The 21,493-nt window shown below is 73.2% G+C and carries 2 protein-coding genes and 1 pseudogene; all 3 read right to left on the reverse strand.

The genetic code is table 11. From position 1 onward, the window contains the following. Positions 1-9,276: SDR family NAD(P)-dependent oxidoreductase (locus tag ACN6LB_RS42030; protein ID WP_445030495.1), on the reverse strand; the 9,276-nt coding region annotated here is incomplete at its 3' end. A 103-nt stretch (positions 9,277-9,379) separates the two neighbouring features. Further along, a pseudogene (locus ACN6LB_RS42035) lies at positions 9,380-14,176 on the reverse strand (type I polyketide synthase); the annotation flags it as partial. 45 nt (positions 14,177-14,221) lie between these two features. Next, positions 14,222-21,307 (reverse strand): SDR family NAD(P)-dependent oxidoreductase, encoded by a 7,086-nt coding sequence (locus ACN6LB_RS42040; protein ID WP_445030496.1) that lies wholly within the window; start codon positions 21,305-21,307, stop codon positions 14,222-14,224. Between the last annotated feature and the right edge of the window lie 186 nt (positions 21,308-21,493).

Here is a 21,493-nt window from a genome sequence, read left to right on the forward strand (position 1 = left end):
CACCGACACGTCGGCGCCCAGCGCGGTCAGCTCGGCCGTCAACTCCGCCATCCCCGGGGCCTGTTCACCCCGGCGGCTGGTCAGCAGCAGGCTCCGCACTCCATAGGCGGTCACCAGATGCCGCGCGAACAGCCCGCCCAGCGTGCCACTCGCACCGGTCAACAGGACCGTGCCCTCGGCGGTGAACACCGTCGCGGGCCTGGGCTCGTCGGTCGGCTCCATCGCAGTGCGTACGAGGCGGGCGCCGTATGCGGTGCCCTGCCGGACCACGACTTGGGATTCTCCCGACGCGAGCGCCAGGGCGAGGGCGGCATCGCCGTCCTCGTCGACGTCGACGAGGACGAATCGGCCCGGGTCCTCGGACTGGGCGGAGCGGACCAGGCCCCATACGGCGGCGCCGGCCAGGTCGGTGACGTCGTCACCCGGCAATGCCACCGCACCGCGCGTCACGACAGCCAGTTGTCCGGCAGTCGACCGCAGCTCGGCGAGCGCCCGATGCACCGCCGACCGCACGGCGTCCGCATCCGCACCCGGCGTGCTGCGGAACACCACCACATCACCCGGCGTAGAACCATGCGTCCGCACCCCCGGCAGCCGTACCCAGTCGAGCTGGAACAAGGACTCGTGGAACGCCGTGCGCGCCGCCGCCAGTTGGTCCGCCGTCACTTCCCGCAGCACCAGCGAACCGATCGTGGCGACCGGGCGGCCCTGCTCGTCGGCGACCGCGAGGGTGACGCCGTCGGCGCCCTGGCGGGACAGCCGCACCCGGAGCCGGGAGGCGCCGGTGGCGTGCAGGGAGACGCCGGTCCACGCGAAGGGCAGGCGCGTGGTCTCGGCCCCGCCCGCCAGCAGCCCGGTCGCGTGCAGGCACGCGTCCAGCAGTGCCGGGTGCATGCCGAACCCGTCGACGGCCGTGTCCTCGGGCAGGACCACCTCGGCGTATATCTCCTCCGTCTCCTCAACGGAGCGCCAGGCGGCTGTCAGGCCCTGGAAGACCGGCCCGTACTCCAGACCGGCCTGCGCCAGCGTCTCGTACAGGCCCTCCACGCTGACCGGCTCCGCGCCACGCGGCGGCCACTGCGACAGGTCGAAGGAGGCCGACGGCACACCGGGGGCGAGCAGACCGGTCGCGTGGCGCGTCCAGGACCGCTCCTCGTCATCGGGGCGCGCGTACACGTGGACCGGACGTGTGCCGTCGTCGGCCGCCGTGCCCACCACCACCTGGACGGCGATTCCGCCCCGCTCGGGCAGCACCAGCGGCGCTTCCAGGGTCAGTTCCTCGAGCTGGTCGCTGCCGACCCGGTCGCCCGCCGCGATGGCGAGTTCGACCAGGCCGGTGCCGGGGAAGAGGACGGTGCCGCCGACCGCGTGGTCGGCCAGCCACGGCTGTGCGGACGTGGACAGTCGGCCGGTCAGCACCACGCCGTCGCTGTCCGGGGACGTCAGTACGGCGCCGAGCAGCGGATGTGCCGCCCGGTCCAGGCCTGCGGACGCGAGGCCGCCGGTGTCCGCGCCGGCCCAGGCCTCGGCCCAGTACTCCAACGCGTCCAGCCAGTAGCGCTGGCGCTGGAAGGCGTACGTTGCCAGTTCCACGCGGCGTGCTCCGGTGCCGGCGTAGAACGCGGTCCAGTCAACAGCCCCGCCCCGTACGGCGATCCGTGCAAGCGCCGACACTGTCTCGCGGGTTTCGTCGCGCTCGCGGCGCAGGGTGGGCACGAAGGCCGCGTCCTCGGCGGACTGCCGGCCCATCGCCGTGAGCACCGCATCCGGACCCAGCTCGACGAACGTACCCACACCCGCCGACTCCAGGGCCCCGATCGCGTCGGCGAAACGCACCGCCTCACGGACATGACGGACCCAGTACTCCGGATCCCCCAACTCCTCACCGACAAGAGCGCCCGTGAGCGTGGACACGATCGGAAGGGAAGGCTCGCTGTACGTCAACTGCTGTGCGACGGCACGGAAGTCGGCGAGCATCGGCTCCATCAGCGGGGAGTGGAAGGCGTGGGACACCTTCAGACGGGTGGTCTTACGGCCCTCCGCCTCGAAGTGCGCCTTGATCCGCAGCGCCTCCGCCTCCACACCGGAGACCACCACTGCGGTGGGCCCGTTGACGGCGGCAATGCCCACGCCGTCGGCCAGCAGCGGACGCACCTCGTCCTCGGTCGCCTGCAGGGCGACCATCGCGCCGCCCTCCGGCAGGGCCTGCATCAACCGGCCCCGCGCGGTCACGAGTTTCGCCGCATCCGCCAGTGACAGCACCCCGGACACATGCGCAGCAGCGAACTCACCGATGGAATGCCCGGCCAGATAGTCCGGCTTGATCCCCCACGATTCGATCAGCCGGTACAGCGCCACTTCCAGCGCGAACAGGGCGGGCTGGGTGAACTCCGTACGGCTCAGCCGTTCGGCGTCCTCACCCCAGATCACCTCGCGCAGCGGCGCATCGATCTCAGCCAGTACGGCGTCGAAGGCGTCGGCGAACACCGGGAACGCGGCGTGCAGTTCACGACCCATCCCGATGCGCTGCGCCCCCTGTCCGGTGAACAGGAACGCCGTCTGGCCACTCCCGCGCACGCTGCCCTGCACCACTCCCGCGGCCGACCTGCCCTCGACGAACGCGGTGAGGGCCGCCAGGAGTTCCTCGCGGTCCGCGCCGAGCACGGTGAGGCGGTGGTCCATGGGGGCTCGGTCGGTGGCGAGGGAGTAGGCGACGTCGGCGGGACGCAGTGCCGGGTCGTTTTCGACGTGTGCGCGCAGGCGTTCGGCCTGGCCGCGCAGGGCGTCGTCCGTCTTCGCCGACAGCAGCCACGGTATGGCGGGGAGGTCGCTCCCGGTGGTGGGCTCGTCGGGGACGGGGACGGGGACGGGGTTGGGGGCTTGTTCGAGGATGACGTGGGCGTTGGTGCCGCTGATACCGAAGGAGGACACCCCCGCGCGACGCGGACGGCCGGTCTCCGGCCAGGGCCGGGACTCCGTCAGCAGCCGCACATTGCCCTCGGACCAGTCCACCTGATGCGTGGGCTCATCCACGTGCAGGGTCGGCGGCAGCACCCCGTGCCTGATCGCCTCGACCATCTTGATGATGCCCGACACCCCGGCCGCAGCCTGGGTGTGACCCATGTTCGACTTGATGGACCCCAACCACAACGGCTGGTCCTCGGGCCGGTCCTTGCCATACGTCGCCAGCAGCGCCTGGGCCTCGATCGGGTCGCCGAGCGTGGTACCCGTGCCGTGCGCCTCGACCGCGTCGACGTCGTGGGTGGTCAGGCCGGCCGCGGTCAGTGCCTGGCGGATGACGCGGCGTTGGGCGGGGCCGTTGGGGGCGGTGAGGCCGTTGCTGGCGCCGTCCTGGTTGAGGGCGGAGCTGCGGACGACCGCGAGGACGGGGTGGCCGTTGGCGCGGGCGTCGGAGAGGCGCTCCAGCAGGAGCATGCCCACGCCCTCGCCCCAGGCCGTGCCGTCGGTGGCGGCGGCGAAGGACTTGCACCGCCCATCGGGAGCAAGCCCGCGCTGACGGCTGAACTCCACGAACGCCTCAGGAGTCGCCATCACCGCCACGCCACCGGCCAACGCCAGCGAGCACTCCCCCGAACGCAACGCCTGCGCCGCAAGATGCAGCGCCACCAGCGACGAGGAGCAGGCCGTGTCGATGGTGACGGCCGGTCCCTCCAGGCCGAAGACGTACGAGACGCGGCCCGAGGCGATGGCGCCGGTGCCGCTGTTGGCGGCGTAGTCGTGGTACATCATTCCGGCGAAGACGCCGGTGGCCGAGCCCTTCAGTGCGGCCGGGTCGATGCCGGCCCGTTCGATCGCCTCCCAGGAGGTCTCCAGCAGCAGCCGCTGCTGCGGGTCCATGCCGAGGGCTTCGTTCGGTGAGATGCCGAAGAAGGCCGGGTCGAAGTCGGCGGCCTGGTGCAGGAAGCCGCCGTGTTTGACGTAGCTGGTGTTGGGGCGTTCGGACTCGGGGTCGTACAGCTCGTCGATGTTCCAGCCACGGTTGGTCGGGAACTCCGAGACCGCGTCCACTCCGCCGGCGACCAGCCGCCACAGGTCTTCCGGGGTCTCCACCCCGCCGGGGTAGCGGCAGCTCATGCCGACGATCACGATCGGGTCGCCGTCGAGTGCGGTGGCGGTGGCCGGTGTGGGTGTGTCGGTGTCCTGGCCGGAGAGTTCTTCCAGGAGGTGGCGGGCCACGTCGGCCGGGCTGGGGTAGTCGAAGACGAGGGTGGCGGGCAGGCGCAGGCCGGTGTCGTCGTTGAGGCCGTTGCGCAGTTCGACGGCGGCCAGGGAGTCGACGCCGAGGTCCCGGAAGGCGCGTTCGGGTTCGACCGCCCGGGCGTCGGCGAAGCCGAGGACGACGGCTGCGCGGTTGAGGACCAGGTCGAGCAGGGCTTGCTGCCGCTCGTCGGCCGGCAGGGCGTCGAGGCGCTGCTTCAGTGTGGCGGTCTCGGTCCTGGTGCTGCCCGCGCTGCGCCGGCGCCGGGGGGTGGCGGGCAGGAGGGCGCGCAGCAGGGCCGGGGTGTCCTGGGTCTGGGAGCGCAGGGCTGCCAGGTCGAACTTGACGGGGACGAGGGTGGCGTCGGGGCTGTGCTGGGCGGCGTCGAAGAGGGCGAGCCCTTCGTGCGGGGCGAGGGCGTGGATGCCGCCCTGCGATATGCGGCCGCGCTCCGCCTCGTCGAGGGTGTCGGCCATGCCTCCGGCCCACAGGCCCCAGGCGAGGGACTGTGCGGGCAGCCCGGCCGTCTTGCGGTGGGTGGCGAGGGCGTCGAGGAAGGCGTTGGCGGCGGCGTAGTTGCCCTGGCCGGGGGCGCCGAGGGTGCCGGAGCCGGAGGAGAACAGGACGAAGGCGCTGAGGTTCTTGTCGGCGGTCAGGTCGTGCAGGTTGATGGCCGCGTCGACCTTCGGGCGCAGTACCGTGTCCACCCGTTCCGGGGTGAGGGAGGCGATGATGCCGTCGTCCAGGACGCCGGCGACGTGGACCACCGCGGAGAGGTCGACGTCCTGGAGGAGGGCGGCGAGGGTGTCGCGGTCGGCGGCGTCGCAGGCCGCCACCGACACGTCGGCGCCCAGCGCGGTCAGCTCGGCCGTCAACTCCGCCATCCCCGGGGCCTGTTCACCCCGGCGGCTGGTCAGCAGCAGGCTCCGCACCCCATACGCGGTCACCAGATGCCGCGCGAACAGCCCGCCCAGCGTGCCGCTCGCACCGGTCAGCAGGACCGTGCCCTCGGCGGTGAATACGGGGGCGTGTTCGTCCGGTGTGACGGGGGCGGGTGTCAGGCGGGCGCCGTGCGCGGTCGTGCCGCGTACGACGACCTGGGGTTCACCGGTCGCCAGGGCGAGGGCGACGGCGTCTTCGACGCTGCCTTCGTCCAGGTCGACGAGGAGGAAGCGGCCCGGGTCCTCTGCCTGGGCGGAGCGGACCAGGCCCCATACGGCGGCGCCGGCCAGGTCGGTGACGTCCTCGCCCGGCAGCGCCACCGCGCCCCGGGTGACGAACACCAACTGGTCTGCGGCGGACTGCAGTTCGGCCAGTGCGCGGTGCACCGCGGAGCGCACCTGTGCGGCGTCCGTGCCGGGAGTGCTGGTGAAGACGGCGGTGGTGGGCCGCACGTCGGACGGGACGGCCGGAAGGGGTGTCCACTCGACGTGGTAGAGCGAATCGTGGAATCCGGTCCGGGCCGCGGCGAGTTGCTCCTCGGAGATGGGCCGCAGCACCAGGGACTCGACGGTGGCCACCGGGTGACCGGCGGCGTCGGCGAGGGCGAGGGCGACGCCCGACCCGGTCGGGGTCAGGCGGACCCGTACGGCGGCGGCGCCCGCCGCGTGCAGGGTGACGCCGGACCAGGCGAAGGGCAGGGCGGCCTGTCCGCCGGTCACGCCGGTGAAGCTGACGGCGTGCAGGGCCGCGTCGAGGAGGGCGGGGTGCAGGCCGAGCCGTTCCGCGTCCTTGTGTCCCTGCTCGGGGAGGGTGATCTCGGCGTAGACGCTCTCGCCGTCGCGCCAGGCGGCCTTCAGGCCCTGGAACACCGGGCCGTAGCTGAGGCCGAGTGCGGTGAGGTCCGGGTACAGCCCGGCCACGTCGAGGGGTTCGGCGCCGGGCGGCGGCCACTGGGTCAGGTCGAAGCGTCCCTGGTCCGCGCCGCGCGCGAGCACACCGGCGGCGTGCCGGGTCCACGGGGCGTCCGGCGAGGGGCGGGAGTGGACGGTCAGCGCGCGGGTGCCGGAGCCGTCGGCCGCCCCCACGGCGACCTGTACCTGGAGCGCGCCGCGCTCGGGCAGGGCGAGGGGTGCCTCGAGGGTCAGTTCCTCCAGGACGTCGCAGCCGACCTGGTCGCCGGCCCGGACGGCGAGTTCGACGAAGCCGGTGCCGGGGAACAGGACGGTGCCGCCGACCGCGTGGTCGGCCAGCCAGGGCTGTGCGGACGTGGACAGCCGGCCGGTCAGCACCACGCCGTCCGTGTCGGCCAGTGTCACGGCGGCGCCGAGCAGCGGGTGGTCGGCCGCGTCGAGTCCGGCGGAGGCCACGTCGCCGGCCCCGTTCTCGGGGCTGATCCAGTAGTGGGCGCGCTGGAAGTTGTAGGTGGGCAGGTCGATCCGGGCCGCGCCGCGGCCGGCGAAGACGCCTGTCCAGTCGACGGGGACACCGCGCACATGCAGCTGTCCGACGGCCGTCAGCACGGCGGCGGCCTCTGGGCGGTCCTTGCGCAGGGCGGCCGTCAGTACCGCCGACTCCGACTCGACGGACTGCTGCGCCATCGCGGTCAGCACACCATCGGGACCCAGCTCCAGGAACCGGGTAACTCCCTCCGACTCCAACACCGTCACCGCATCGGCGAAACGCACCGCCTCACGCACATGACGGACCCAGTACTCCGGGTCCTGCAGTTCGTCGCCGACGAGGGTGCCGGTGAGGGTGGACACGATCGGGATGGAAGGCTCGCCGTACGTCAACTGCTGCGCGACGGCGCGGAAGTCGACGAGCATCGGCTCCATCAACGGGGAGTGGAAGGCGTGGGACACCTTCAGACGGGTGGTCTTACGGCCCTCCGCCTCAAAGTGCGCCTTGATCCGCAAAGCTTCCGCCTCCACACCGGAGACCACCACCGCGGTGGGCCCGTTGACGGCGGCGATACCGATACCGTCGGCCAGCAGCGGGCGTACCTCGTCCTCGGTGGCCTGCAGGGCGACCATCGCGCCGCCCTCCGGCAGGGCCTGCATCAACCGGCCCCGCGCGGTCACGAGTTTCGCCGCATCCGCCAGGGACAGCACCCCGGACACATGCGCGGCCGCGAACTCACCGATCGAGTGCCCGGCCAAGTAGTCCGGCTTGATCCCCCACGACTCGAGCAGCCGGTACAGCGCCACCTCCAGCGCGAACAGGGCGGGCTGGGTGAACTCCGTACGGCTCAGCCGCCCGGCATCCTCACCCCAGATCACCTCGCGCAGCGGCACATCGATCTCAGCCAGTACCGCATCGAAGGCGTCGGCGAACACCGGGAACGCGGCGTGCAGTTCACGGCCCATCCCGATGCGCTGCGCGCCCTGACCGGTGAACAGGAAGGCGGTCAGGCCGTCGGAGACGGTTCCGCGCAGTGCTTCGGGGCGGGTCTCGTCCTGGGCGAGGGCGGTGAGGGCGGTGACGGCGGCGGTGCGGTCGGGGGCGAGGACGACCGCGCGGTGTTCCAGCGCGGTGCGGGTGGTGGCGAGGGAGTGGCTCAGGTCGAGGGCGGCGAGGCCGGGGTTCTCGTCCGCGTGGGCGGCGATCCGTTCGGCCTGGGCGCGCAGGGCGTCGGCGCTGCGGGCGGAGACGAGCCAGGGCAGCGGGACGCCGGCCGGCCAGGCGGTCGGGGCGGGTGCCGGGTCGGCCTCGTCCTGGGCGGGTTCGGGGGCGGCGGGCGGTTCTTCGAGGATGAGGTGGGCGTTGGTGCCGCTGACGCCGAAGGCGGAGACGGCGGCCCGGCGCGGGTGTTCGCCGCGTGGCCAGGAGCGTTCGTCGGTGAGCAGCCGGACGTTGCCGGCGTCCCAGTCGACGTGGGTGGAGGGCTGGTCGATGTGCAGGGTGCGCGGCATGGTCGCGTGCCGCATGGCCATGACGGTCTTGATGATGCCGCCGACGCCTGCGGCGGCCTGGGCGTGTCCGATGTTCGACTTCAGGGAGCCCAGCCACAGCGGCCGCTCTGCGGGGCGTCCTTGGCCGTAGGTGGCGAGCAGGGCCTGGGCCTCGATGGGGTCGCCGAGGGTGGTGCCGGTGCCGTGGCCCTCGACCAGGTCGAGCTGGGTGGCGGAGATTCCGGCGGCGCTGAGTGCCTCGCGGATGACTCGCTGCTGGGAGGGGCCGTTGGGGGCGGTGAGGCCGTTGCTGGCGCCGTCCTGGTTGATGGCGGAGCCCTTGACGACGGCGAGGACGGGGTGGCCGTGGGCGCGGGCGTCGGAGAGGCGTTCGAGTACGAGGATGCCGGCGCCCTCGGCCCAGCCGGTGCCGTCGGCGGCGTCGGCGTAGGCCTTGGCGCGGCCGTCGGCGGCCAGGCCGCCCTGTCGGGCCATGCCGATGAAGGGGCCGGGCGTCGACATCACCATGACGCCGCCGGCCAGGGCGAGGGAGCATTCGCCCTCGCGCAGTGCCTGGGCGGCGAGGTGGACGGCGACCAGGGAGGAGGAGCAGGCGGTGTCGACGGTCACCGAGGGGCCCTCGAGGCCGAGGGTGTAGGAGACGCGGCCGGCGATGACGGCGGCGACCGCGGCGGTGCCCATGAAGGGGCCGGCTGCCTCGGGGGCGGAGTTGAGCAGGTCGCCGTAGTCCTGGAAGCCGGAGCCGGCGAAGACGGCCACCTGGCCGCCACGCACCTGGTCGGCGGGGATGCCGGCCCGCTCCAGTGCTTCCCAGGACAGTTCCAGCATCAGCCGCTGCTGCGGGTCCATGGCGACGGCCTCGCGCGGGGAGATCCCGAAGAAGGCGGGGTCGAACTGTGCTGCTCCGTCGAGGAATCCGCCGCTGTGCGCGAAGTCGACGTCGTCGACGGAGTCCAGGTTCCAGCCGCGGTCGGCGGGGAAGGGGCCGACCGCGTCGACGCCGTCGGCGACCAGCCGCCACAGCTCCTCGGGGGAGGTGACCCCGCCCGGGTAGCGGCAGGTCATGGCCACGATGGCGATCGGGTCCTGCTCCCTGGCCTCGTACTCCTGGAGCCTGCGGCGGGTCTGGGCCAGGTCGGCCGTGACCCGCTTGAGGTACCCGAGGAGTTTCTGATCGTCAGCCATCTGCCCGCCTCGCAACATCCTTTGGGATACGCATGGTTCCGGTGGTTCGGGTCATCGCGTTCGGCCGGTGCCGGCGTCGATGCCAGTGCTGGTGCCTGTGCTGGTGCTGGTGCCGGGGTGGTCAGGCAAGGCCGAGCTCCTTGTCGATGAAGGAGAGGACGTCGTCGACGCTTGCGTCATCGGCGAGGTGCTCGTCCGGCGGCGCTGCGGCGCCCGTCCCGGCGAGCCGGGAGGTGAGTGTCTGGAGCCGGCCGGGGATGCGGTGCCGCTCGACGTCCTCGGGCGGCAGGGCCGCCAGGGTCTCCTCCAGCCGGTCGAGTTCGGCCAGGACGGCCATCACCCCGCCGCTGTCCGTCTGCGGGCACAGTTCGTCGCGCAGGTGGGCGGCGAGGGCTGCGGGGGTGGCGTGGTCGAAGACCAGCGTGGCCGGCAGTCGCAGGCCGGTCGCGGCGGACAGCGCCTGTTTGAGGTCGGTGGCGGCCACCGAGTCGAAGCCGAGGTCGGTGAAGGGGCGTGCCGGATCCAGCGACGCGGGGTCGTCGTAGCCGAGCAGGGCCCCCACGTGAGCGCGGACCAGGTCGAGGACCGCCCGGCTCTGCTGGGCCTGGGTCAGGTCCTTCAGCCGTGCGGCGAGGGCGGGGCCCTGGGGGTCCGCGCCGCCCTGGGCGGCCGTGCCGGTGTCGGGGTCGGCCCGGGTCTCGGGTACCGCGTCGATCAGCGGGCGGGGGCGGGCCATCGTGTAGACGGGGGCGAAGCGCTTCCAGTCGATGTCGGCGACGACCAGGTGGCTCAGGTCGCGGTCGAGGATGCGGCCCAGTGCGGCGGCGGCGAGGCCGGGTTGCATCGGCGGGGTGCCGATCCGGCTGAGGGCGGCGCCGAGTTCGGCGTCGACCATGCCGCCGTCCCAGGAGCCCCAGGCGATGGAGGTGGCGGTGGCGCCCCGGGCGCGGCGGGCGTCGGCGAGTGCGTCGAGGCAGGCGTTGGCGCTGCCGTAGGCGCTCTGTCCGGTGCTGCCCCAGATCGCCGATCCGGAGGAGAACAGTACGAAGGCGTCCAGGGGGCGGTCGCCGAGCAGTTCGTCGAGGTGGCGGGCGCCGCCTGCCTTGGCGTCGGTGACGGCGGCGAACTCCTGCAGGGTCAGTTCGGACAGCGGGGCGATGCGCTGCATGACGCCGGCCGCGTGCACGACCGCGTTCAGCGGCCGGTCCTCGGGGATGGAGTCGAGCAGGCGGGCTACGGCTTCGCGGTCGCCGGCGTCGCAGGCCGCGACGGTGGCGTGGGTGCCGCGTGCGGCGAGTTCGTCGATGAGGTCGCCGACGCCGTCGGCGTCCGGTCCGCGTCGGCTGGTCAGCAGCAGGTGTTCGGCGCCCCGGTCGGCGAGCAGGCGGGCCACGTGGGCGCCGAGGCCGCCGGTGCCGCCGGTGATCAGTGTGGTGCCGCGGGGTGTCCAGTCGCGGACGGCGGGCTGTTCGGCGAGCGGGGTGCGGACCATGCGGCGGCCCAGTACGGCCTTGTCGCGCAGGGCGAGTTGGTCCTCGTCGCCGGGATCGGCCAGTACCCGGCACAGCCGGCGCACCGCGTCCTCGTCGACGGTGGCGGGCAGGTCGACCAGGCCGCCCCAGCGTTCGGGCAGTTCGAGTGCAAGGGCGGAGCCCAGGCCCCAGACGGCTGCCTGGGCCGGGTCGGCCGTGCTCTGGCCGGGTCCGGCGGCGACCGCCTGCGCGGTGACGCACCACAGCGGGGCGCCGAGGCCGGCGTCCTGCAGGGCCTGCACCAGGGTGACGGTGGCGGCGGTGCCGCGCGTCAGGGAGCCGTGGCGCGGGTGGGGGCGGTCGTCGAGGGCGAGCAGGGAGAGGGTGCCGGCCAGGTTGGTGTAGGCGCGCAGTTGTCCGGCCAGTGCCTCGCGGTCCTGGTCGCCGACCTCCAGCCGTACGGTCCATACGCCCTGGGCGGCGAGTCCTTCGGTGAGCGCGCGCACCCGCGGGTCGTGGGTGCGGCCCTCGGGCACGGCGAGCAGCCAGGTTCCGTCGGGTGTGTTTCGTGCGGTGTCCGGGAGGTGCACGGGCTGCCAGTCGACGCGGTAGCACCAGGCGTCGGTGCGGGCCTGGTCGCGCTGCTTGTGGCGCCAGTCGTTCAGGGCGGGCAGTACCTTCTCCAGGAGGGGTGCGGGGATGCCGGTCCGGTCGGCCAGTACGTCGGTGTCCGTGCGCTCCAGCGCATGCCAGACGGCGGTGTCCACGGCGTCTGCGGCCGGCGGCGCGGCCGGGGTGGCGGTGGTCTCCGGGTCGCGCCAGAACCAGCGTCGCTGGAAGGCGTAGGTGGGCAGGTCGACCCGGGTGGCCCCGCGTCCGGCGAAGAAGGCCCGCCAGTCGACGCGGATGCCTCGGCAGTGGGCCAGTGCGACGGCGGTGACCAGTTCGTTCTCCTCGTCGCGGTCGCGGCGCAGCAGCGGCACGAAGTGGCCGTCGGTGTTCTGCCCGCCCATCGCGCTCAGGGTCGCGTCCGGGCCGAGTTCGAGGTAGGTGGTGACGCCCTTGCCGGCCAGTGCCTGCACGGCGTCGGTGAAGCGGACGGTCTCAAGGACGTGGCGGACCCAGTACTCCGGGTCGCGCAGTTCCTCGCTGACGAGGGTGCCGGTGAGGGTGGACACGATCGGAAGGGAGGGCTCGCCGTAGGTCAGCTGCTGTGCGACGGCACGGAAGTCGGCGAGCATCGGCTCCATCAGCGGGGAGTGGAAGGCGTGGGAGACCTTCAGACGGGTGGTCTTGCGGCCCTCCGCCTCGAAGTGCGCCTTGATCCGCAGCGCTTCGGCCTCCACGCCGGAGACGACCACCGCGGTGGGCCCGTTGACGGCGGCGATGCCCACGCCGTCGGCCAGCAGGGGACGTACCTCGTCCTCGGTGGCTTGCAGGGCGACCATCGCGCCGCCCTCCGGCAGCGCCTGCATCAACCGGCCCCGCGCCACGACAAGTTTCGCGGCATCCGCCAGTGACAGCACCCCGGACACGTGCGCGGCAGCGAACTCGCCGATGGAGTGCCCGGCCAGGTAGTCGGGTTTGATCCCCCACGATTCGAGCAGCCGGTACAGCGCCACTTCCAGCGCGAACAGGGCGGGCTGGGTGAACTCCGTACGGCTCAACTGTTCGGCGTCCTCACCCCACATGACCTCGCGCAGCGGCGCATCGATCTCGGCGAGTGCGGCGTCGAAGGCGTCGGCGAACACCGGGAACGCGGCGTGCAGTTCACGGCCCATCCCGATGCGCTGCGCGCCTTGTCCGGTGAACAGGAAGGCGGTCAGGCCGTCGTCGCGTGAGGCGCTGCTTTGGACGATGCCGGGTGAGGGGCGGTCCTCGGCGAGGGCGGTGAGGCGGCGCAGGAGTTCGGTGCGGTCGCCGGCGATGACGGCGGCCCGGTCGGGCAGGGCGGTGCGGGTGGTGGCGAGGGTGTGGCCGAGGTCGAGGAGGGTGGGCCGGTCGTCGGCGTCGGCGCGGGCGAGCAGGAGGCGTGCCTGGTCGCGCAGGGCGTCGGGTCCCTTGGCGGAGAGCAGGACGGGGACGGTCCTGGCGTCGCCGGTGGCGGGTTGCTGCGGGGGGAGTTCCTCGGCGGGTGGGGCCTCTTCGATGATGACGTGGCCGTTGGTGCCGCTGAAGCCGAAGGAGGAGATGCCGGCGCGGCGCGGGCGGCCGGGGGTGGCGGGCCAGGGCTGGGCCTCGGTCAGCAGCTGTATGGCGCCCTCCGCCCAGTTGACCTTGGTGCTGGGCTCGTCGACGTGCAGGGTTTGGGGCAGCACGTCGTGGTGCATTGCCTCGACGACCTTGATGATGCCGCCGACGCCGGCGGCGGCCTGGGCGTGTCCGATGTTCGACTTCAGGGAGCCCAGCCACAGCGGCCGCTCCGCGGGGCGGTTTTGGCCGTAGGTGGCGAGCAGGGCCTGGGCCTCGATGGGGTCGCCGAGGACGGTGCCGGTGCCGTGGGCTTCGACGGCGTCGACGTCGGCGGCGGTCAACTGGGCGGAGGCGAGGGCCTGTTGGATGACCCGGCGCTGGGAGGGGCCGTTGGGGGCGGAGATGCCGTTGCTGGCGCCGTCCTGGTTGACGGCGGAGCCGCGGACGACGGCGAGGACGGGGTGGCCCTGGGCGCGGGCGTCGCAGAGGCGTTCCACCAGCAGCATGCCGACGCCTTCGCCCCAGCCGGTGCCGTCGGCGGCGTCGGCGAAGGACTTGCAGCGGCCGTCCGGGGACAGGCCGCGGTCCTGGCTGAAGCCGACGAAGGCGTGCGGGTGGGCCATGACGGTCGCGCCGCCGGCGAAGGCGAGGGTGCAGTCGCCCGCGCGCAGGGCCTGGACCGCCAGGTGCAGGGCGACCAGGGAGGAGGAGCAGGCGGTGTCGACGGTGACGGCGGGGCCTTCCAGGCCCAGGGTGTAGGCGATGCGGCCGGAGGCGACGCTGGCCAGGCTGCCGGTGCCGCCGCCGACGAGGTAGTCGTGGTAGACGACGCCGACGAAGACGCCGGTCCGGGTCTCCTTGAGGGTGAGCGGGTCGATGCCCGCGCGTTCCAGGGATTCCCAGGCGGTCTCCAGCAGCAGCCGCTGCTGCGGGTCGGTCTCCTTGGCCTCTTTGGGGCTCATCTTGAAGAAGTCGGCGTCGAAGTATCCGGCGTCGTGCAGGAACCCGCCCTCGCGGCTGTAGGTCTTGCCGGGGGTGGCGGGCTGGGGGTCGTAGAGGTTCTCGGTGTCCCAGCCGCGGTTGTCGGGGAAGGTGGAGATGGCGTCCTGGCCGCGGTCCACGAGGTTCCACAGCGCCTCGGGCGAGTTGACGTCGCCGGGGTAGCGGCAGCTCATGGCCACGATGGCGATCGGCTCGTGGTTCTTGGCCTCGACCTCGCGCAGCCGCCGTTTGGTCTGCTGGAGATCGGCCGTGGCGCGCCTGAGGTAGTCACGAAGTTTGTCGTCAGTCCCCATCGCTCATGAACCAATCTCGAGGTTGTCCAGTGCCTGGAAGAGCTCGTCGTCGGTGGCTGTGGTGAGGTCGTCCTGTGGCTGTTGTTCGGCGGCCGTGTCCCGGGTGTCGCGCCAGGCACGCAGCAGGGCCTCGATCCGGGTGGTGACGCGGGTGGTGTCGCCGTTGAGTTCGGGGGCGGACGACAGGACCGTTTCGAGGCGGTCGAGTTCGGCGAGGAGTGAATGGGCCGCTCCGGTCCCGGCCGCCGTGTCCGTCTGGAGCAGCAGGGCTGCCACTGCCTGGGAGTTGGGGTGGTCGAAGGCGAGGGTGGCCGGCAGTCCTTGTCCGGTGAGGCGGGTGAGGCGCTTGTGGAGTTCGCCGGCTGCCACGGAGTCGAAGCCGAGTTCGGTGAAGGCGCGGTCGGCTTCGACGGCGTCGGCCGATTCGTGGCCGAGGACCGCGGCGACCTGGTTGCGCACCAGGGCCAGGGCGGCCCGTTCCCGCTCGCCGTCGGGCAGGGCGAGGATCTCTTGCCAGCGCCCGGTGTCGGCGTCCTCCTGCTCGGGGGCGCCGGTGCCGCCGATGACGACGACGCCGTCGCCGCCGGTCTCGGCGAGCCAGTAGGAGCGGTGCTGGAAGGCGTAGGTGGGCAGTTCGGTCCGGCGGGCCGGGTGTCCGGCGAAGTACGCCGTCCAGTTCACGGTGGTGCCGCGGCAGTGGGCCAGCGCGAGGGCCGAGGCCAGTTCCCGGCGTTCTTCGCGGCCTCGGCGCAGGGTGGCCACGAACACGGCGTCGGTCTCTTCGCGGCCGCTGAGGCAGTCGGGGCCGGTCGCGGTCAGTGCGGCGTCGGGGCCGATCTCCAGGAAGGTGCCGACGTGTTGTGCGGCCAGCTGGGCGACGGCGTCGGCGTGGCGGACGGTGGCGCCGATGTGCCGGACCCAGTACTCGGGGGTGGCGATGTCGTCGGCGTCGATGAGCAGGCCGGTGACGGTGGAGACGATCGGGATGGTGGGGGTGGCGTAGGTCAGTTCCCGGGCCACCGCCAGGAAGTCGTCGAGGATCGGTTCCATCAGCGGGGAGTGGAAGGCGTGGGAGACCTTCAGGCGGGTGGTCTTGCGGCCTTCCGCCTCGAAGTGCGCCTTGATCCGCAGCGCCTCCGCCTCCACACCCGAAACGACCACTGCGGTGGGCCCGTTGACGGCGGCGATGCCCACGCCGTCGGCCAGCAGCGGGCGTACCTCGTCCTCGGTGGCCTGCAGGGCGACCATCGCGCCGCCCTCCGGCAGCGCCTGCATCAACCGGCCGCGCGCGGCAACCAGCTTCGCCGCATCCGCCAGTGACAGCACCCCGGACACATGCGCGGCAGCGAACTCACCGATGGAGTGCCCGGCCAGGTAGTCGGGCTTGACGCCCCACGATTCGAGGAGCCGGTACAGCGCCACTTCCAGTGCGAACAGGGCGGGCTGGGTGAACTCCGTACGGCTGAGCCGTTCGGCGTCCTCGCCCCACATGACTTCGCGCAGCGGCAGCGGTTCCAGCTCGGCCAGTACGGCGTCGAAGGCCTCGGCGAACACCGGGTGGGCGGCGTGCAGTTCACGGCCCATCCCGATGCGCTGTGCGCCTTGTCCGGTGAACAGGAAGGCGAGTTTGCGGCCGGAGGTGCGGGATCGGTCGCGTACGGCGGTGGCGGGCAGGTCGCCCTCGGCCAGGGCGGTGAGGGCGCGCAGGGCCTGTTCGCGGTCTTCGGCGAGTACTGCGGCGCGGTGTTCGAAGGCGGTGCGTTCGACGGCGAGGGTGTGGGCGATGTCCGGTGCGTCGGCGTCGGGGTGGGTGGCGAGCCAGGCGGCGAGTTTGGCGGCCTGGCCGCGCAGGGCCTGCGGGGTGCGGCCGGACAGCAGCCAGGGCAGGGCGCCGGTGGTGCTCTCGCCGGTGTCGGGGGACGCAGGTGTGGTTGCTTCGGCGGGCTCGGGGGGTGCCTGTTCGACGATGACGTGGGCGTTGGTGCCGCTGATGCCGAAGGAGGAGACCGCGGCGCGGCGGGGTGCGTCGCCGGCCGGCCAGTCGCGGGCGTCGGTGAGCAGCTGCAGGTTGCCCTGGGTCCAGTCCACCTTGTGGGAGGGGGTGTCCGCGTGCAGGGTCTTGGGCAGGATGCCGTGCCGGATCGACTCGATGGCCTTGATGAGTCCGGCGGCTCCGGCGGCGGCCTGGGTGTGTCCGATGTTGGACTTGATGGAGCCGAGGTAGACCGGCCGCTCGGCGGGGCGGTCCTGGCCGTAGGTGGCGAGCAGGGCCTGGGCCTCGATGGGGTCGCCGAGGGTGGTGCCGGTGCCGTGGGCCTCGATGACGTCGACGTCGGCTGCCTGGAGCCCGGCGTTGGCCAGGGCCTGGCGGATGACGCGCTGCTGGGCGGGGCCGTTGGGGGCGGAGATGCCGTTGCTGGCGCCGTCCTGGTTGACGGCGCTGCCCTTGATGACGGCGAGGACGGGGTGGCCGTGGGCGCGGGCGTCGGAGAGGCGTTCCACCAGGAGCAGGCCGACGCCTTCGGCGAAGCCGGTGCCGTCGGCGTCCTCGGCGAAGGAGCGGCAGCGGCCGTCGCGGGACAGGCCCTGCTGGAGGCCGAATTCGACGAGGACCTCGGTGGTGGCCATCACGGTGACGCCGCCGGCCAGGGCGAGGGTGCATTCGCCCGAGCGCAGGGCCTGGATCGCCAGGTGCAGGGCGACCAGGGAGGAGGAGCAGGCGGTGTCGACGGTGACGGCGGGGCCTTCCAGGCCGTAGGTGTAGGACAGGCGGCCGGAGTTGATGGAGCCGGTGGCGCGGGAGTTGGCGTAGTCGTGGTACATCGCGCCGGTGAACACGCCGGTGCGGCTGCCGCGCAGGGCGGCCGGGTCGATGCCGGCGCGTTCGAAGATCTCCCAGGAGGTTTCCAGCAGCAGGCGCTGCTGGGGGTCCATGCCGAGGGCTTCGTTGGGGCTGATGCCGAAGAACTCGGCGTCGAAGTCGGCGGCGTCGTAGAGGAATCCACCGGAGCGGGTGTAGGTGCGGCCGGGGGTGCCGGGTTCGGGGTGGTAGACGCCCTCGAGGTCCCAGCCCCGGTCGGTGGGGAACGCGTCGACGGTCTCGGCGCCGTCGGCGACCAGCCGCCACAGGTCCTCGGGGCTGTGCACGCCGCCGGGGTAGCGGCAGGCCATGGCGACGACGGCGATCGGCTCGTCGGCGGCCGGGGTGGTGAGGGGTGCGGGGGCGGTGGTGGCGGCGGCGCCGAGTGCGGTCGCCTTGAGGTGCTGGGCGGCGGCCCGGGCGGTGGGGTGGTCGAAGACCAGGGTGGCGGGCAGGCGCAGGCCGGTGGTGGCGCTGAGCCGGTTGCGCAGTTCGACGGCGGTCAGGGAGTCGAAGCCGAGTTCCTTGAAGGCGCGGTCGGCTTCGACGGCGTCGGCGGAGTCGTGGCCCAGGACGTCGGCGACGTGTGAGCGGACGAGGTCGAGCAGGAGGGTGTCGCGCTCGGGTTCGGGCAGCCGGGCCAGCCGGTCGGCCAGCGAGCCGCCGGCCGCGCCGGCGGTGGCGGTCTTGCGGACGGGGACGCGGACGAGTTCGCCGAGGATGCGGTGCAGGCTGCCGGCGCCGGCCTGGGCGCGCAGGGCGGCAAGGTCGAGGCGCAGCAGCAGCAGCAGCGGGTCGTCGAGGGCGAGTGCCTGGTCGAACAGGGCGAGGCCCTCGGCGGTGGTCATGGCAGGGAAGCCCTGGCGGCGCAGGCGTTCGGTGGCGGCCTCGTCGAGGTCGCCGGTCATGCCGGTGGCCTCGGCCCACAGGCCCCAGGCCATGGAGGTGGCGGGCAGCCCGGCGGCGTGGCGGTGGGCGGCGAGCGCGTCGAGGAAGACGTTGGCGGTGGCGTAGTTGGCCTGTCCGGCGGCGCCGAGCGTGCCGGCGGCGGAGGAGAACAGGGCGAACAGCTTCAGGTCGCAGTCGGCGGTGAGTTCGTGCAGATGCCAGGCGGCGTCGGCCTTGGGGGCCAGGACGGTGTCGAGGCGCTGGGGGGTGAGGGCGGCCACGGTGGCGTCGTCGAGGACGCCGGCGGCGTGGATGACGGCGGTGAGGGGGTGGGCGTCGGGGATGGTGGCGAGCAGGCGGGCCAGCGCGTCGCGGTCGGCGACGTCGCAGGCGGCCAGGGTGACGGTGGCGCCGGCGGCGGTGAGGCTCTCGTGCAGTTCGGTGGCGCCGGGGGCGTCGGCGCCGCGCCGGCTGGTGAGCAGCAGGTGCCGGGCGCCGTGCTCGGTGACCAGGTGGCGGGCGAGGAGGGCGCCCAGGCCGCTGGTGCCGCCGGTGATCAGGACGGTGCCCTCGGGGTCGGGTGCGCTGGACCCGGCCGCGGTGTCAACGTCGGTGTCGGTGGTGCGGGTGAGGCGGGGGGCGTAGGCGGTGCCGCCGCGCAGGGCGAGTTCGGGTTCGCCGGTGGCCAGGGCGGCGGGCAGGGCCTGGCGGGAGGCGTCGGTGTCGTCCAGGTCGGCGAGGGTGATCAGGCCGGGGTTTTCCGCCTGTGCGGCGCGCAGCAGGCCCCAGGCGGGGGCGAGGGTGAGGTCGGGTGCGGTGTGGTCGTCGGGGGCGGTGACGGCGCCGTGGGTGATGACGGCCAGGTGGGCGTCGGCGTAGCGGTCCTCGCCCAGCCAGCTCTGCACGAGGTGCAGGGCGCGGTGGGCGGTGGCGCGGACGGCGTCGGGGGTGTTCTGGGCGTCGGGTGCCGGCAGTTCGAGGGCCACGAGGGCGGGGACGGGCTGCGTGGGGTCGAGGTCGTCCAGGCTGTGGACGTGGACGGGTGCGGCCTGGGGGGTGGTGGCGTCCAGCGGCAGGGCGCTCCAGGTGCGGCGGTAGGGCAGTTCGCGGCGTTGTCCGGCGGTTTCGAGCTGGCCGGCCTGGACGGCGCGGGCCACGATGGACTCGACGCTGATGACGGGGCTGCCGCCGGCGTCGGCGGCGTCCAGGCGGGTGTTGCCGCGGGCGTCGGTGAGCAGGCGGACGCGCAGGGCGGTGGCGCCGACGGCGTGCAGCTGGACGCCGGTCCAGGCGAAGGGCAGGACCGTTTCTGTGGTGTGGGTGTCCTGGGCGGCGACGAGTTCGGCGTGCAGGCAGGCGTCCAGCAGGGCCGGGTGCAGGCCGAAGGCCTGGGCGTCGCCGTGTGCCTGCTCGGGCAGGGTGACCTCGGCGAACAGTTCCTCGCCGCGTTTCCATACGGCGCTCAGGGCCTGGAAGACGGGGCCGTAGGCGTAGCCCCGGCCGAAGAGGCGGTCGTAGGCGCCGTCCAGGCCGATCGGCTCGGCGCCGGGGGGCGGCCACTGGGTGAGGTCGACGCCGGCGTCGGAGGGCTGCGCGCTCAGTGTGCCGGAGGCGTGGCGGGTCCAGGGCTGGTCCTCGCCGTCGGCGCGGGAGTGGATGCTCAGCGGGCGGGCGCCTTGGCCGTCGGGGGCGCCGAGCGCTACCTGCAGGGCCACTCCCCCGCGTTCGGGCAGTACCAGCGGGGCGTGCAGGGTCAGTTCGTCCAGGGTGGCGCAGCCGGCCTGGTCGCCGGCCCGGACGGCCAGTTCGACGAAGGCGGTGGCGGGCAGCAGGACGGTGCCCAGTGCCTCGTGGTCGGCGAGCCAGGGGTGGGTGCTCAGCGAGAGCCGGCCGGTGAAGACGTGCCCGCCGGACTCGGCGCTCTCCACGGCGGCGGCCAGCAGCGGGTGTTCGACACCCATCTGGCCGAGGTCGGGCACCCCGCCGCCGACGGTGGGCACCTTGCGCCAGTAGCGCTTGCGCTGGAAGGCGTAGCTGGGCAGGTCGGTGGTGCGGGCGTCGGTGTGGTCGAAGAAGGTGGCCCAGTCCACCGGGGCGCCGCGCACCCAGGCCTCGGCGAGCGAGGTGGCGAAGCGGAGCAGGCCGCCCTCCTTGCGGCGCAGCGAGCCGACCACGCCGGCCTGTTTCTCGGCGGCGTCGACGGATTCCTGTACGCCGGTCTTGAGGAGGTGGTGGGCGGTGGGTTCGACGAACAGGGTGAAGCCGTCGCGCAGCAGGGCCTTGGTGGCTTCGTCGAAGCGGACGGTGCGGCGCAGGTTGGTGTACCAGTAGGCGGCGTCCAGGGCGGCGGTGTCGAGGAGGTCGCCGGTGACGGTGGAGTAGAACGGCAGCCGGGTGGAGCGGGGTGCGACGGGGGCGAGGATCTCCTGGAGCTGGTCCTCGATCTCCTCGACGAAGTGGGAGTGGGAGGCGTAGTCCACCGGGATGCGGCGGACGCGCAGGCCTTCCTCGGTCAGTTCGGCGAACAGTTCGTCCAGGGCGTCGCTCTCGCCGCAGACGACGGCGGTGGAGGTGCCGTTGACGGCGGCCAGTTGCAGGCGGCCGTCCCAGCGGGCCAGGCGGGGGGAGGTGGCGGCGGCGGACAGCGGTACGGACATCATGCCGCCCTTGCCGGCCAGCCGCTGTTTGATGAGGCGGCTGCGCAGGGCGACGACGCGGGCGCCGTCCTGCAGGGAGAGCGCTCCGGCGACGGTGGCGGCGGCGATCTCGCCCTGGGAGTGGCCCACGACCGCGGCGGGTTCGACGCCGTAGGAGCGCCACAGGGCGGCGAGGGAGACCATCACGGCCCACAGCACCGGCTGGACGACGTCGACCGGTTCCAGGCCGGGCTGGCCCTGTTGGCCGCGCAGGACGCCGATGAGGTCCCAGTCGACGAACTCCGCCAGCGCCTGGGCGCAGGCGGTCAGCTGGGCGGCGAACACCGGTGACTGGTCGAGCAGTTCGACGGCCATGCCCTCCCACTGCGAGCCCTGGCCGGGGAAGACGAACACGGTCCGCGGTTCGCCGCCGCCCGCCGCGCCGCTGACCGCCAGGGCTCCGGTGCCGGTGGCGGCGAAGGAGGCGAGGGAGGTGAGCAGGCTGTCATGGTCGGTGCCGAGCACCACCGCGCGGTGCCCGAGCTGGGCGCGGGTGGTGGCCAGTGACAGGCCGATGTCGCCCGGGCGCTGCCCGGGCCGCTCGCTCAGGTGTGTGTGCAGCTTGTCGGCCTGTGCCCGCAGCGCGTTCGCGCTCTTTCCCGAGACGATCCACGGAATCACCCCCGAGAATTCCTCAGCGCCCACTCGGGCCACCCCCTCGACTCCGTGTCGCATTGTTTGCATTTTGTTGTGGCTGTGGACGGCCACGACGCTACTCATACGGTCCCCGGGGGCCAACCCCAGAGGTGGTCACCGGCCCCCCTAACCAGCGGGCCGGGGCCGGGTTTTCGAGAAAATTCCCGGGCACCCTGGACGGGTACCCGGGAAAAC

Source organism: Streptomyces sp. SAS_270, from assembly GCF_052543295.1.